We start from the raw sequence: 13,340 nt of genomic DNA, 5'->3' as shown, positions 1-13,340 counted from the left end.
GTCGACCGGTGTCAGCCGGCCGTGGCCGGCTCGGCCTTGGGTTTGTTGTCCTTCTTGCCACCGGCGGCCTGGATGTCCAGCTGCACCTCGCCGGCCGCGTCGACATCCACCGTCAGGCGGCCACCGTCGACCAGACGGCCGAACAGCAGCTCGTCGGCCAGCGCGCGCCGGATCGTGTCCTGGATCAGGCGCTGCATCGGCCGCGCGCCCATCAGCGGGTCGAAGCCCTTCTTGGCCAGATGCTGGCGCAGCGCATCGGTGAAGGTGACCTCCACCTTCTTCTCGGCCAGCTGGCTTTCCAGCTGCAGCAGGAACTTGTCGACCACGCGCAGGATGATCTCCTCGTCCAGCGCCCGGAAGGACACGATCGCATCCAGCCGGTTGCGGAATTCGGGCGTGAACAGGCGCTTGATGTCGGCCATCTCGTCGCCCTGCTGGCGCGCGTTGGTGAAGCCGATCGTCGCCTTGTTCATCGTCTCGGCGCCCGCATTGGTGGTCATCACGATGATCACGTTGCGGAAGTCGGCCTTGCGCCCGTTGTTGTCGGTCAGCGAGCCATGGTCCATCACCTGCAGCAGCACGTTGAACACGTCCGGATGCGCCTTCTCGATCTCGTCGAGCAGCAGCACCGAATGCGGCTTCTTGGTGATCGCCTCGGTCAGCAGGCCGCCCTGGTCGAAACCGACATAGCCCGGAGGCGCGCCGATCAGGCGGCTGACCGCGTGGCGCTCCATGTATTCGGACATGTCGAAGCGGATCAGCTCGATGCCCAGGATATAGGCCAGTTGCTTGGCGACCTCGGTCTTGCCGACGCCGGTCGGGCCGCTGAAGAGGAAGGAGCCGATCGGCTTGTCCGGCTTGCCCAGGCCCGAGCGCGCCATCTTGATCGCGGCGGCCAGGGCGTCGATCGCCGGGTCCTGGCCGAATACCACGCTCTTCAGGTCGCGGTCCAGACTCTTGAGCTTGCCGCGGTCGTCGCTGGACACCGAGGCCGGCGGGATGCGCGCGATCTTCGCGACGATGTCCTCGACCTCGTTGCGGGTGATGGTCTTCTTCTGCTTGCTCTTGGGCAGGATGCGCTGCGCGGCACCGGCCTCGTCGATCACATCGATGGCCTTGTCCGGCAGATGGCGGTCGTTGATGTACTTGGCCGACAGCTCGGCCGCGGCCTGCAGCGCGCCCAGCGCGTACTTGACGCTGTGATGCTCCTCGAAGCGCGACTTCAGGCCCTTCAGGATCTCGATCGTCTGCTCCACCGAGGGCTCGACCACGTCGACCTTCTGGAAGCGCCTTGAGAGCGCCGCGTCCTTCTCGAAGATGCCGCGGTACTCGCTGAAGGTGGTCGCGCCGATGCACTTCATCGCACCGGAGGACAGCGCCGGCTTCAGCAGGTTGCTGGCGTCCAGGGTGCCGCCCGAGGCCGCACCGGCACCGATCAGGGTGTGGATCTCGTCGATGAACAGGATCGCGTTGGGCTGGTCCTTCAGCTGCTTCAGCACCGCCTTCAGGCGCTGCTCGAAATCGCCGCGGTACTTGGTGCCCGCCAGCAGTGCCCCCATGTCCAGCGAGTAGACGACGCTGTCGGCCAGCACCTCGGGCACATCGCCCTCGGTGATGCGCCAGGCCAAGCCCTCGGCGATCGCGGTCTTGCCCACGCCAGCCTCGCCGACCAGCAGCGGATTGTTCTTGCGGCGGCGGCACAGCACCTGCACCACCCGCTCCACCTCGCCCTCGCGGCCGATCAGCGGATCGATCTTGCCGTCCTTGGCCTGCTGGTTCAGGTTCTGGGTGAACTGCTCCAGCGGCGAACCCTTGCCGCCGCCCTGGCCCTCGGCCTCCTCGCGCTCGGCCTCGTTGCCGCTGCCGCCCTCCTGGCCCTTCGGGGGCTCGGGCGGCTCGCTCTTCTTGATGCCATGCGCGATGTAGTTGACCACGTCCAGGCGCGTCACCCCCTGCTGATGCAGGTAGTAGACGGCGTGCGAATCCTTCTCGCCGAAGATGGCCACCAGCACGTTCGCGCCGGTCACTTCCTTCTTGCCGCTGCCGGTCGACTGCACATGCATGATGGCGCGCTGGATCACGCGCTGGAAACCCAGGGTCGGCTGGGTGTCCACCTCGTCGGTGCCGCCCACGGTGGGCGTGTTTTCCTTGATGAACTGCGCCAGGCTCTTGCGCAGGTCGTCGATATTGGCGGAACAGGCCCGCAGTACTTCGGCCGCCGACGGGTTGTCCAGCAGGGCCATCAGCAGGTGTTCCACGGTGATGAACTCGTGGCGCTGCTGGCGCGCTTCGACAAACGCCATGTGCAGGCTGACTTCAAGCTCTTGCGCAATCATGCGGCCTCCATAATGCACTGCAGTGGGTGGCCGGCGCGCCTTGCGGCCGCCAGCACCAATTCGACCTTGGTGGCCGCCACATCCTTGGTGAAAACACCGCAAACGCCGCGGCCCTCGTGATGGATTTTCAGCATGATTTGGGTCGCCGTATCCAGGTCATGACGAAAATATTCCTGTAAGACCATGACGACGAATTCCATGGGCGTGAAATCGTCGTTGAGCATCAGCACCTGGTAGAGCCGGGGCGGCTCCGTTTTCTGCGGCACCCGCTCCAGGACGGTCGTGCCCTCCCCCTCCTCCCGACCCGGCTGGGCGGGGGGAACCTGGGGCGGCGGCACGGGTGGCTGATCGGGAAAATCTGGCATGGTCCAATTCTATAGATGGGGCAACGACCGGACTCTGCAAGAGGGCTTGGTTCGCCCAGCGCCGCCGACTCCGTACTACCCCTCTCCGGGGAGGTACTGAATTGACAGCTTCATGACGGGGCTTTGAGAATCCGCGCCGGAGTAAAAACACCGGGATGGAGACGGCTATGGCTGTGGGTACAGTGAAATGGTTCAACGATGCCAAGGGTTTCGGCTTTATTGAACCAGAAATGGGTGGAGAGGACGTGTTCGCGCATTTCTCTGCCATCCAGATGGAGGGGTTCCGCACCCTGCGTCAGGGCGGCAAGGTGAACTTCGATCTGGTGCAGGGTCCCAAGGGCCAACTGGCACAGAACATCACCCCCGTGGACGACGGCTCGCAGATCCAGGGCATCGCGCTCGAACGCGACGCCGCCTGAACGCCCTCGGGCTCGCAAGCGCGGGGCCCCCTCACCCCGCTCACCAGGCCCGCAGCTGCGGGCCTTTGCTTTTTGCGGCAGGAGTTGGCGATTCACCGGAATACTGGGGGCGACCCGCCCTTTATTCGAGGGTGGTGCGGCCCGGCGTGATCCGTACCATGAAGGCGTAGTTGGAGTACGCCATGAGCCAGCAGCCCACCCGTCCCGCCGCGACACCGAGCCTGATCGGCACCCTCAGCGAGCGTTTGCGAGCGGCGAGCCAGGCCCTGCTGCCCGGCCGCACCGCGGCGATCGACGGCCTGGAGGTCAGCGACTCCAGCCTGGAGGAATGGGACGCGCTGTGCCACGAGGCCGAACAGCGCCGCCACGACGAGGCGGCCGAGGCCATGCTGCGCGCCCAGGATTGGCGCCGCAAGAACGCGGTGCGCGCCTGGCCGCCGGAGCCGGCCAAGGGCTCCTGAACCGCAGCCCTCAGTCCCGACCCGCCTCGGTCCGCAGCCAGTCCAGGAAGCGCCGCGCCTCGGGCTCAAGCAGGGTTTCGCTCCGGTACAGGAGGTGATAGGCCAGGGGTGTCCTCAGCGGCGGCGCCCTCAGCGCCAGCAGACGACGCGTCGCCAGCTCCTGCTGCACCAGGCTGCGCCGCAACAGCGCCACGCCGCGCCCGGCCAGCGCCGCCTCAATCACCGCGTTCGAGTCGATGAACACCACGCCGCCTTGCCAGTCCAGCCCGGGCAGGCCCGCGGCCTCGACCCAAAGACGCCAGTCCTCGCGATGCTCGTCGTGCAGCAGGTTCGGCGCCCGCAGCTCCGCCAGCCCGACCAGCCGGTTGCCGCGCCGCGGTGTCAGCAGGCCCGGCGCGCAGACCGGGATCAGCAGATCGTCGAGCAGCCGCAATGACTCCAGGCCCGGATACGGCCCGATGCCATGGCGCACCGCGAAGTGAAAACCCTCGCTCACCAGATCGACCTGGCGGTTGCTTGCGTTGACCTGCACATCGAGCTGCGGCGACCGGCGCAGGTACTCCTGCAAGCGCGGCACCAGCCATTGCGCCGCAAAGCCCGGCGTGCAGCTGATCCGCAGCGCCGGCCGGCGCCCGTTGCCGAGCAGTCGCTGCGTCGCGCGCCCGATCAGGGCCAGCGCGTCCTGGCAGGCCGCCTGGTAGTCGCGCCCGAGCTCGGTCAGCCGCAGGCCGCGCGCCTGGCGCTCGAACAGCGCGCAGCCCAGGAAGGCCTCGAGCTTGCGGATCTGCTGGGTGACCGCACCCGGCGTCACATGCAGCTCGGCAGCGGCGCGGGTCACGCTCTGGTGGCGCGCGGTGGCCTCGAAGAAACGCAGCGAAACCAGTGGTGGTAGCGACATCAGGATTTAGCCAAAGTAAATCGTCATTCAGAATAAATGATTGGTGCGACGCTGAGATAGTCCTGAGAATGCCTCGGCAGCGACTTTAGTCCTGCTCAATCCATGCGATCTGCGGAGGAACACCGAACGTGAGCCCAGCCAGCTTGACCCGACTCCTGCTACTGGCCGCCTTGTGGGGCGGCAGCTTCCTGCTGATGCGCATCGCCGCGCCGGTCCTGGGCGCGGTACCGACGGCCTTCGCCCGTGTCGCGCTCGGTGCGGCCGGCCTGCTGGCCCTGGTGCTGCTGCTGCGTGTGCCCCTGTCCTTTCGCGACAAGTTCGTCGCAACCTTGGCGCTGGGCGCGATCAACTCGGGCCTGCCTTTTCTGATGTTCGCGCTGGCAGCGCGCGTGCTACCAGCCGGCTACAGCGCGATCCTGAATGCCACCACGCCGCTGATGGGCGTACTGATCGGCGCCGCCCTGTTCGGCGAGCATATCGGCAGGGCCAAGGCGGCGGGCGTGCTGCTCGGCCTGCTCGGGGTCGCGGTGCTGACCCGCACCGGCCCGCTCGACACCAGCGCCCCGGTGTTGTGGGGCGTGGCCGCCTGCCTGGTCGCCACCGCCTGCTACGGCTTGGCCGGCTTCCTGACGCAGCGTTGGATCGCACGCCGCGGCGGCCTGGACAGCCGCATGGTGGCGCTGGGCAGCCAGCTCGGTGCCCTGCTCCTGCTGCTGCCCTGCGTCGGCTGGCTGGCCGCCGCGCCCGACAACACGATGCCGCCGCTCGCCGAGATCGGCCCGCAGGTCGGGGCCGCGCTGCTGGCGCTGGGGCTGCTTTGCACCTCGTTTGCCTATGTGCTGTACTTCCGGTTGATCGCCGACGTCGGCCCGCTCAAGGCGCTCAGCGTCACCTTCCTGATCCCGCTGTTTGGCATGTTCTGGGGCTGGCTGGTGCTGGACGAGCGCGCCAGCCTGGCGCATGCGGCGGGTGGCGGCCTGATCGCGCTGGCCCTGTGGCTGGTGATGCGGCCGGCCCCGAGCGCAGCGCCGTCCGCCGCGCCGGCCCAACCGGCGGCGCGTTGACGGCGCCGCCCCATGCGGCCACCATGGGGCTTCATCGTCCCCCGGCAAGAGTACATGACCGCGCACGACCCGCTGTTCGCGGGAGCCATCCCGAGGTTCTACGACGCGCTGATGGTCCCGCTGATCTTCGAGGCCTATGCCGCCCATATGGCAGAGCTGGTGGCCGCCGCCGCGCCGGCGGCGGTGCTCGAGACCGCGGCCGGTAGCGGCGTGCTCACGCGGGCGCTGGCGCCGCGGCTGGGTAACGATGCGCGCTATGTGGCGACCGATCTGAACCCGGCCATGCTCGAGCATGCCGCGCGGCGCCAGGGGCCGGACGCGCGCCTCGCATGGCGGCAGGCGGATGCGCTGCGGCTGCCCTTCGCCGACGCATCCTTCGACGCCGTCTGCTGCCAGTTCGGTGCGATGTTCTTTCCCGACCGGGTCGCCGGCTTCGCCGAGGCGCGCCGCGTGCTGAGACCCGGCGGGCGCTTCGTCTTCAATGTCTGGGACCGCATCGAGGCCAACGACTTCGCCGACGAGGTCACCGGGGCCTTGGCCGAGTTCTTTCCACGCGACCCGCCGCGCTTCCTGGCCCGCACGCCGCATGGCTATCACGACCCCGAGCAGATCCGCGCGGATCTGCGTCGCGCCGGCTTCACCGAGCCGACGATCGAAACCCGCGCGGGAACCAGCCGCGCCGCCTCGGCCCGCGTCGTCGCCATCGCCTACTGCCAGGGCACGCCGCTGCGCCATGAGATCGCGGCGCGGGACGCCGGCCTGCTGGAGTCGGCCACCGAGCATGCCGCGGCTGCGATCGCCCGGCGGCATGGCCCGGGGCCGGTGAGCGGCCGGATCCAGGCGCATGTGATCGTCGCGGCCGGCTAAGGTTCCGATCGCCAATGAAAAAACCCCGGGGCGAATCAACGCACCGGGGTTTCAAGGGCAACCCGGCTCAGCGCCGGGCAGCGTTTACATCTGGTCGATCATCACCTGCCCGAAACCCGAGCAGGACACCTGGGTGGCGCCATCCAGCAGGCGGGCGAAGTCGTAGGTGACCTTCTTCGACAGCACGGCCTTTTCCATCGAGCTGATGATCAGGTCGGCGGCCGCGGTCCAGCCCATGTGGCGCAGCATCATCTCGGCCGAGAGGATCTCGCTGCCGGGGTTCACATAGTCCTTGCCGGCGTACTTGGGCGCGGTGCCATGGGTGGCCTCGAACATCGCAACCGAGTCGCTCATGTTGCCGCCCGGCGCGATGCCGATGCCGCCGACCTGGGCGGCCAGCGCGTCGGAGATGTAGTCGCCGTTCAGGTTCAGGGTCGCGATCACCGAGTACTCGGCCGGGCGCAGCAGGATCTGCTGCAGGAAGGCGTCGGCGATGCTGTCCTTGACGACGACATCCTTGCCGGTACGCGGATTCTTCAGCTTGACCCAGGGGCCGCCGTCGATCAGCTCGGCGCCGAACTCCTTTTGCGCCAGCGCATAGCCCCAGTCGCGGAAGCCACCCTCGGTGAACTTCATGATGTTGCCCTTGTGAACCAGGGTCACGCTGGGCTTGTCGTTGTCGATCGCGTACTGGATGGCCTTGCGCACCAGGCGCTCGGTGCCCTCGCGCGAGACCGGCTTGACGCCGATGCCCGAGGTCTCGGGGAAGCGGATCTTCTTGACGCCGAACTCATGCTGCAGGAAGGCGATCAGCTTCTTGGCCTTGTCGCTGCCTGCCTCGAACTCGATGCCGGCGTAGATGTCCTCCGAATTTTCGCGGAAGATCACCATGTCGGTCTTCTCGGGCTCCTTCAGCGGCGAGGGCACGCCCTTGAAGTAACGCACCGGGCGCAGGCACACATACAGGTCCAGCTCCTGGCGCAGCGCCACGTTCAGCGAGCGGATGCCGCCGCCCACCGGCGTCGTCAGCGGGCCCTTGATCGAGACCACATAGTCCCGCAGGACCTGCATGGTCTCCTCGGGCAGCCAGACATCGGGACCATAGACCTGGGTCGCCTTCTCGCCGGCATAGATCTCCATCCAGTGGATCTTCTTCTTGCCGCCGTAGGCCTTCTCCACTGCCGCATCGACCACCTTGAGCATCACCGGCGTGATGTCGAAGCCGGTGCCGTCACCCTCGATGAAGGGAATGATCGGCTGGTCGGGCACGTTCAGCGAGAAGTCGGCGTTGACGGTGATCTTCTGCCCGCCTTCGGGCACCGTGATGTGTTGGTACATGTGTGGGCTACTCCGCGCGAGGCGTTGTGGGTCGAAAAGCTCGAACGATTCTATGCCAGCAAAATTGCGCAGCCGTTCAGTCTTATATAAGTCTTGGGGGCGCGCCGCCTGTTCATCGGCACCAGTCCGCGACCTGCTGCCACACCCCGTGGCCCAGCGCCCAGACCGAGGCCGCCGCCAGGCACAGACCGGCCAGGCGCACCGCCCAGCGCATGCCTCCCGCACCGCGCCGCAGCAGCACCGGAGCGAGCAGCAGGCCCGGTGCCGAGGCCGCGCCGAACGCGCCCATCACCGCCGCACCCTGCGCCGGGCCGGAGGCCAGCGCGGCCACCACCAGGGCCGACTGCAGCAGCCCGCAGGGCCAGGCCAGCCAGGCCAGACCACCCAGGGTGGCGCGGCCGGTGACCGCGCGGCCCGCGCCGATGCCGGCCAGCGACACGGTGGCCGAGCCCGCCGCCGCGCGCTCGCTGCGCGCGCCCAGCGCCTCCAGCCAGGCCGGCTGGCGCCCGCGCCACAGCAGGTACAGGCCCAGGCCCAGCGCCGCCATGTGCAGCATCACCCACAGCGGTCGCAGCAGCGCGCTGGCCTGGCCCAGCTGCGCGGCCCAGCCGACGCTGGCCGCCGCCAGCGCGCCGCCCGCGGCATAGCTGGCCAGCCGCGCCAGCTGGAAGCCCCACAGCGCCCGCCGCTCGCCGCCGACCAGGCCGGTGCAGGCCGCGCCGCACATCAGCGCGCAATGCGGCGTGCCGGCCAGGCCCATCAGCAGCGCCGAGGCGATCAGGGCCAGGTCCATGGCGCTTGGTTCAGATGATCTTGGAGAACTGCGCGCGCGTGCGGTCGGCCTGCAGATAGCGGTCGAACACCATCGCCACCGCGCGCACGAAGTACCAGCCCAGCGCCGTCACCTCGATCGAGCCCGGCAGCAGCTGCACCATGCCGGCCTCCTGCAGCGGGCGCAGCGCTTCCAGCTCGGCGCGGAAGTACTCCGGCACCTTGATCAGATGGGCCAGCTCGATCGATTCGAACTCGACCCGGCCCTGGCACATCAGCGCCATGATCATCGCGCGGCGCAGCAGGTCGTCGCGGTTCAGCGCCAGGCCGCGCACCACCGGCAGCTGGCCCTGGCGCAGCAGGTCGTAGTACTCGTCCAGGGTCTTGGCGTTCTGGCTGTAGGTCACGCCGACCCGGCCGATCGCCGAGACGCCCAGCCCGATCATGTCGCAGTCGGCCTGGGTGCTGTAGCCCTGGAAGTTGCGGTGCAACCGGCCCTGGCGCTTGGCCACCGCCAGCGAATCGCCGGGCAGCGCGAAATGGTCCATGCCGATATAGGTGTAGCCCTGGGCCAGGAAGCCGCCGATCGCGCCCGACAGCATTGACAGCTTGTCGCCGGCTGGCGGCAGCTGGCCGACGTCGATGCGGCGCTGCGGCTTGAAGCGCTGCGGCAGATGCGCATAGGCATACAGCGCGATGCGGTCCGGCCGCAGCTCGGCCACCTGCGCGATGGTGCGCTGGAAGGAGGCCGGGGTCTGCAGCGGCAGGCCGTAGATCAGGTCCACATTGGTCGACTCGAAGCCGAGCGCGCGGGCGCTCGCCATCAGCGCCGCCACATCCGCATAGCTCTGCTGGCGATGCACCGCCTTCTGCACCGCGGCGTCGAAGTCCTGCACGCCGAAGGACAGGCGGTTGAAGCCCAGGCCGCGCAGATGCGCCAGACGCTCGGTGGTGACGGTGCGCGGGTCCACCTCGATCGACACCTCGGCGCCGGCGGTCAGGCGAAAGCGCTTGGCGATCGCCGTCATCAGGTCGCCCAGCTCGGTGTCGCTCAGGAAGGTTGGCGAGCCACCGCCCAGGTGCAGCTGCGAGACCTGCGGCGCACGGCCCAGCCGCGCCAGGGTCAGGTCCATCTCGACCAGCAGGGCCTGCAGGTATTCGCCGGCGCGCTCATGGTGGCGCGTGATCACCTTGTTGCAGGCGCAGTAGTAGCAGACCGATTCGCAGAAGGGGATGTGCACATACAGCGACAGCGGCGCGCCGCCGCCGACCAGCGCGCCGCTGGCGCGCTGCGCCAGCGCCTGCTCGTACTGCTGGACCGTGAAGGCCTCGACGAAGCGGTCCGCCGTCGGATACGAGGTGTAGCGCGGCCCGGCGATGTCGTAACGACGCAGCAGGTCCTCGCTGATGGCGGGCGCGGTGGGGGTGATGCAGGCGTTAGGCATGAGCGCACTTTGCCAAGCCCGGCTGGCCGGCGCTTGATGCACGTCAAGCTTCATGCGCATCGGCGGGTCAACAATGGACCTCATCTTGAGGAGCATCATGTCGTCCACCTTTCAGCAAGCCTCGCCCTGCCCCGCGCCCGCCGCCAATGGCGAATGCACGGGCCGGACCCTGACCCGATCCACGCCGCAGGACGCGGCCCTGCGCGCCGAGCCCTTCAAGGTCGCCTGCTCCAGCTGCAATCTGCGCGAGCTGTGCCTGCCGGTGGGCCTGTCCAAGACCGATCTGGAGCAGCTGGACACCCTGGTCGCCACGCGCCGCACCGTCGCGCGCGGCGACACCCTGTTCCGCGCCGGCGATGCCTTCCAGTCGCTGTTTGCGGTGCGCACCGGCTTCTTCAAGACCTGCGTCTCGGCCGAGGACGGCCGCGACCAGGTCACCGGTTTCCAGATGGCCGGCGAGCTGCTCGGCCTGGACGGCATCAGCAACGACCGCCACAGCTGCGACGCGGTCGCGCTGGAGGATTCGCAGGTCTGCGTGATCCCCTATGGCCAGCTGGAGGAGCTGTCGCGCGAGTTCACCGACCTGCAGCACCAGTTCCACAAGATCATGAGCCGCGAGATCGTGCGCGACCATGGCGTGATGCTGCTGCTCGGCAGCATGCGCGCCGAGGAGCGCCTGGCGGCCTTTCTGCTGAACCTGACCCAGCGCCTGCAGGCGCGCGGCTTCTCGGCCTCCAGCCTGGTGCTGCGCATGACGCGCGAGGAGATCGGCAGCTACCTGGGTCTGAAGCTGGAGACGGTCAGCCGCACCTTCTCCAAGTTCCAGGAGGACGGCCTGCTGGAGGTGAAGCAGCGCCAGATCCGCATCGTCGACCAGGCGGGCCTGCAACGGCTGGTGAACAGCACGAACTGTTGAGAGGTCGATGTTGCAACGATGAAGCGCCCTGCGGGGCGCTTTTCTTATGGTTCGGTCGTGGGACGCTCGGGCGATCGCCGGGCTGCGGGTGCACGCGCTTGCTCCGTGTCCCCCGGGCCGCGCTGCGGCCCTCCTCCTTAACCTGCGCAAGCGCGCACACCCGCAACCCGGCTCTGGCGGCGCAGCGCCTCTTCGACGACGCCCCATATCGGCCACAGGGCGCACGCAGGAGGGTGGGTGGGCCTGATGCGGAGGTCAAGGAGGAGGCCGCGCAGCGGCCGGGGGATTGAGCCCGGACACCGGAAGTCCGGTGGACTTCCGGTGCCTGGCGAAAGCCAGGGCCGCGAGGCCCTGGCAGGCAGCAGCAGGCCTGCCCGCCCTCCTGCGCTCTTCGCCGATCCCGCCCGCGCCTCAGTCGGCTAGCAACAGACTCAACCCGGACGACAACGCCGTGATGGCCCAGAAGCCCAGAAAGGCCAGGCTGTAGAGCGCCAGCGGCGGCAGGCCGGCCGCAGCGATGCGCGGCTCCAGCAGGGTCGGGTCGAGCAGGCTGAACACCAGGCCCTCCAGCACCGCGGCCATCAGGAAGGACGGCCACAGCGCCGCCATCAGCCGCCGGCGCAGACGTTGTTGAATCTGCGGCTGTGGCCGCAACCGCGGCGCGACGGGCGCCAGCGGCGGACCGGCGCGGCGGCCCATCGCTCAGAGGCCGCCGGTGGCGGCGTGGTTGCGGGCCTTCATCGCCGGCTGCTCGGCCTGGGTCTGACGCAGGTCGGCCGAGGGGTCGACCCGCTTCGCCTCGATCACCGGATCCGGATGCGCCAGCGCCAGCGCCAGGGTCACGAAGGAGGCCAGCACCACCGCGCTGGGCCCGCCGATCACCAGCCACATCATGCCGACGCGCCACCAGGGGCGCGGCGTCGCCTGGCCGACGGGCCCGTTGCTGTTGTTGCCATTCATGCTCATGCGGGGTCTCCGGTTGGGCGGGTCAGCGGGGCACGACGAAGGTGGACTTCTCGCGCAGGCCGCGCGCCTCGTCCTCGTCCGAGGCCAGGCGGCGGATCTCGAAATGGATCACATGGGCGCCGGCGCCGGCCGCGGCCGCGCCCTCGGGCGGCAGACGCAGCGCCAGCGAGACCCAGCGCGCCTCGGCGGGCGCCAGGGTCAGGGCCACCGGCCGGCTCAACGCCAGGCCCGGCAGGCCGTCGGCCTCGATCTCGTAGCGCTGCGGCTTCTCGGTCGCGTTCATCACCTGCAGGCGGTAGACGTTCTCGATCACGCCGTCCTCGATCTGGCGCGCCAGTGCGGCGCGGTCGCGCAGCACGTCGACCCGGAAGGGCGTGCGCAGCGCCAGGCTGGCCAGCATCGCGCCGGACAGCAGCAGCAGGATCGCGCCGTAGACCAGCACGCGCGGCCGCAGCACGCGGCGCCAGCGTTCGCCACGGTTCAGGTGCTGGGACAGGCCGTTCTCGGTGTCGTAGCGGATCAGACCGCGTGGATAGGCCATCTTGTCCATCACGTCGTTGCAGACGTCGATGCAGGCGGCGCAGCCGATGCAGTCGTACTGCAGGCCCTGGCGGATGTCGATGCCGGTCGGGCAGACCTGCACGCACAGGGTGCAGTCGATGCAGGAGCCCAGGCCCTGGGCCTTGGGGTCGGCCTTCTTCGAGCGCGAGCCGCGGGGTTCGCCGCGCTCGGCGTCGTAGCTGATGATCAGCGTGTCCTTGTCGAACATCGCGCTCTGGAAGCGCGCGTAGGGGCACATGTACTTGCACACCTGCTCGCGCATATAGCCGGCATTGCCATAGGTGGCGAAGCCATAGAACAGCACCCAGAACCATTCCCAGGGACCGAGGCCGAAGGACAGCACCTCGCGGCCCAGCTCGCGGATCGGCGTGAAATAGCCGACGAAGGTGAAGCCGGTCCACAGGCCGATCGCGATCCAGGCGGCCTGCTTGCCGCCCTTGCGCCAGAGCTTGTTCCAGTTCCAGGGGCCGGCATCCAGGCGCATGCGCGCGATGCGGTCGCCCTCGAACTTCTGCTCCACCCACATATAGATCTCGGTGTAGACCGTCTGCGGGCAGGCATAGCCGCACCACAGGCGCCCCGCCACCGCGGTGAAGAAGAACAGCGCATAGGCCGAGATCAGCAGCAGCGCCGTCAGGTAGATGAAGTCCTGCGGGTACAGCACCAGCCCGAAGATGTAGAAGCGCCGCGCGCCCAGGTCGAACAGCAGGATCTGGCGCCCGCCCCATTCCAGCCAGGGCAGGCCGTAGAACAGCAGCTGCGTGGCCCAAACCAGCACCCAGCGCCAGGCCGCGAACCAGCCATGCACGGTGCGCGGGTAGATCTTCTTCTGCGCCTCGTACAGGGACACCATCTCGGCGCCGGCCTCGGCGGCCGGCGCGATCGGGATCACCTTGGCCCGGGTACTGCTGCTATTCATGGCGATGGCTTCTG

General features: G+C 68.6%; 14 protein-coding genes. 5 read left to right on the top strand and 9 right to left on the bottom strand.

What is annotated here, in order from left to right:
- Positions 1-11 precede the first annotated feature (11 nt).
- Both clpA and clpS read right to left on the bottom strand, forming a co-directional pair.
- On the bottom strand, positions 12-2,336 hold the full coding sequence (clpA, locus tag G8A07_RS10485; RefSeq protein WP_195796945.1) for an ATP-dependent Clp protease ATP-binding subunit ClpA: 2,325 nt from the start codon (positions 2,334-2,336) through the stop codon (positions 12-14).
- Positions 2,333-2,701 carry an ATP-dependent Clp protease adapter ClpS gene (gene clpS, locus G8A07_RS10480; protein ID WP_195796944.1) on the bottom strand — a complete coding sequence of 123 codons (369 nt, stop codon included), beginning with the start codon at positions 2,699-2,701 and terminating at the stop codon, positions 2,333-2,335. The genes clpA and clpS overlap by 4 nt, the downstream gene beginning before the upstream one ends.
- Before the next feature lie 167 nt (positions 2,702-2,868).
- On the opposite strand from clpS, the gene G8A07_RS10475 reads away from it, so the two are divergent.
- The gene (locus G8A07_RS10475; RefSeq protein WP_195796943.1) at positions 2,869-3,120 is read left to right on the top strand and encodes a cold shock domain-containing protein; all 252 of its coding nucleotides are present in this window, start codon (positions 2,869-2,871) and stop codon (positions 3,118-3,120) included.
- 182 nt (positions 3,121-3,302) lie between these two features.
- The gene (locus G8A07_RS10470; protein WP_195796942.1) at positions 3,303-3,581 is read left to right on the top strand and encodes a hypothetical protein; all 279 of its coding nucleotides are present in this window, start codon (positions 3,303-3,305) and stop codon (positions 3,579-3,581) included.
- Positions 3,582-3,591: 10 nt separating this feature from the next.
- Here G8A07_RS10470 and G8A07_RS10465 read toward each other — a convergent pair whose 3' ends face one another.
- Positions 3,592-4,479 (bottom strand): LysR substrate-binding domain-containing protein, encoded by an 888-nt coding sequence (locus G8A07_RS10465; protein ID WP_195796941.1) that lies wholly within the window; start codon positions 4,477-4,479, stop codon positions 3,592-3,594.
- 128 nt (positions 4,480-4,607) lie between these two features.
- Here G8A07_RS10465 and G8A07_RS10460 point away from each other — a divergent pair, with 128 nt between their 5' ends.
- Entirely contained in the window at positions 4,608-5,543 is a 936-nt protein-coding gene (locus G8A07_RS10460) for a DMT family transporter (RefSeq protein ID WP_195796940.1), read from the top strand.
- A 54-nt stretch (positions 5,544-5,597) separates the two neighbouring features.
- The gene (locus tag G8A07_RS10455) at positions 5,598-6,410 is read left to right on the top strand and encodes a class I SAM-dependent methyltransferase (RefSeq protein ID WP_195796939.1); all 813 of its coding nucleotides are present in this window, start codon (positions 5,598-5,600) and stop codon (positions 6,408-6,410) included.
- Between the two features lie 84 nt (positions 6,411-6,494).
- Here G8A07_RS10455 and icd read toward each other — a convergent pair whose 3' ends face one another.
- The 3 genes from icd to hemN form a co-directional block, all read right to left on the bottom strand.
- Positions 6,495-7,748 (bottom strand): NADP-dependent isocitrate dehydrogenase, encoded by a 1,254-nt coding sequence (gene icd / locus G8A07_RS10450; protein WP_195796938.1) that lies wholly within the window; start codon positions 7,746-7,748, stop codon positions 6,495-6,497.
- 112 nt (positions 7,749-7,860) lie between these two features.
- Complete coding sequence (locus G8A07_RS10445) at positions 7,861-8,541, bottom strand: sulfite exporter TauE/SafE family protein (protein ID WP_195796937.1); 681 nt, start codon at positions 8,539-8,541, stop codon at positions 7,861-7,863.
- Between the two features lie 10 nt (positions 8,542-8,551).
- Positions 8,552-9,964, bottom strand: a complete 1,413-nt coding sequence (gene hemN, locus G8A07_RS10440; protein ID WP_195796936.1) for an oxygen-independent coproporphyrinogen III oxidase — start codon at positions 9,962-9,964, stop codon at positions 8,552-8,554.
- 94 nt (positions 9,965-10,058) lie between these two features.
- Between hemN and fnr the strand changes: the two genes are divergently transcribed.
- Positions 10,059-10,880, top strand: a complete 822-nt coding sequence (fnr, locus tag G8A07_RS10435; RefSeq protein WP_371816457.1) for a fumarate/nitrate reduction transcriptional regulator Fnr — start codon at positions 10,059-10,061, stop codon at positions 10,878-10,880.
- 411 nt (positions 10,881-11,291) lie between these two features.
- Here the strand turns inward: fnr and G8A07_RS10430 are convergent, their stop codons facing one another.
- Genes G8A07_RS10430 through ccoG form a run of 3 tightly spaced genes read right to left on the bottom strand, consistent with a single transcriptional unit; the run spans position 11,292 to position 13,326 of the window.
- A complete protein-coding gene (locus tag G8A07_RS10430; protein ID WP_249937295.1) occupies positions 11,292-11,579 on the bottom strand; it encodes a hypothetical protein in 288 nt (95 codons plus the stop codon).
- A gap of 3 nt (positions 11,580-11,582) precedes the next feature.
- A complete protein-coding gene (locus G8A07_RS10425) occupies positions 11,583-11,846 on the bottom strand; it encodes a hypothetical protein (RefSeq protein WP_249937294.1) in 264 nt (87 codons plus the stop codon).
- 22 nt (positions 11,847-11,868) lie between these two features.
- Complete coding sequence (gene ccoG, locus G8A07_RS10420) at positions 11,869-13,326, bottom strand: cytochrome c oxidase accessory protein CcoG (protein ID WP_195796934.1); 1,458 nt, start codon at positions 13,324-13,326, stop codon at positions 11,869-11,871.
- Positions 13,327-13,340: the final 14 nt, after the last annotated feature.

It is taken from the genome of Roseateles sp. DAIF2 (assembly GCF_015624425.1).
In the GTDB taxonomy this organism is placed as follows: domain Bacteria; phylum Pseudomonadota; class Gammaproteobacteria; order Burkholderiales; family Burkholderiaceae_C; genus Kinneretia.
Note: the sequence above shows the minus strand (reverse complement) of the source record. Positions and strands in the feature narration are given on the sequence as shown.

Coding starts and splice junctions, on each gene's coding strand:
- clpS (WP_195796944.1), bottom strand. CDS start 2,701: ATGCCAGATTTTCCCGATCAGCCACCCGTGCCGCCGCCCCAGGTTCCC.
- G8A07_RS10425 (WP_249937294.1), bottom strand. CDS start 11,846: ATGAGCATGAATGGCAACAACAGCAACGGGCCCGTCGGCCAGGCGACG.
- clpA (WP_195796945.1), bottom strand. CDS start 2,336: ATGATTGCGCAAGAGCTTGAAGTCAGCCTGCACATGGCGTTTGTCGAA.
- G8A07_RS10470 (WP_195796942.1), top strand. CDS start 3,303: ATGAGCCAGCAGCCCACCCGTCCCGCCGCGACACCGAGCCTGATCGGC.
- G8A07_RS10465 (WP_195796941.1), bottom strand. CDS start 4,479: ATGTCGCTACCACCACTGGTTTCGCTGCGTTTCTTCGAGGCCACCGCG.
- G8A07_RS10445 (WP_195796937.1), bottom strand. CDS start 8,541: ATGGACCTGGCCCTGATCGCCTCGGCGCTGCTGATGGGCCTGGCCGGC.
- G8A07_RS10455 (WP_195796939.1), top strand. CDS start 5,598: ATGACCGCGCACGACCCGCTGTTCGCGGGAGCCATCCCGAGGTTCTAC.
- G8A07_RS10475 (WP_195796943.1), top strand. CDS start 2,869: ATGGCTGTGGGTACAGTGAAATGGTTCAACGATGCCAAGGGTTTCGGC.
- icd (WP_195796938.1), bottom strand. CDS start 7,748: ATGTACCAACACATCACGGTGCCCGAAGGCGGGCAGAAGATCACCGTC.
- G8A07_RS10430 (WP_249937295.1), bottom strand. CDS start 11,579: ATGGGCCGCCGCGCCGGTCCGCCGCTGGCGCCCGTCGCGCCGCGGTTG.
- ccoG (WP_195796934.1), bottom strand. CDS start 13,326: ATGAATAGCAGCAGTACCCGGGCCAAGGTGATCCCGATCGCGCCGGCC.
- hemN (WP_195796936.1), bottom strand. CDS start 9,964: ATGCCTAACGCCTGCATCACCCCCACCGCGCCCGCCATCAGCGAGGAC.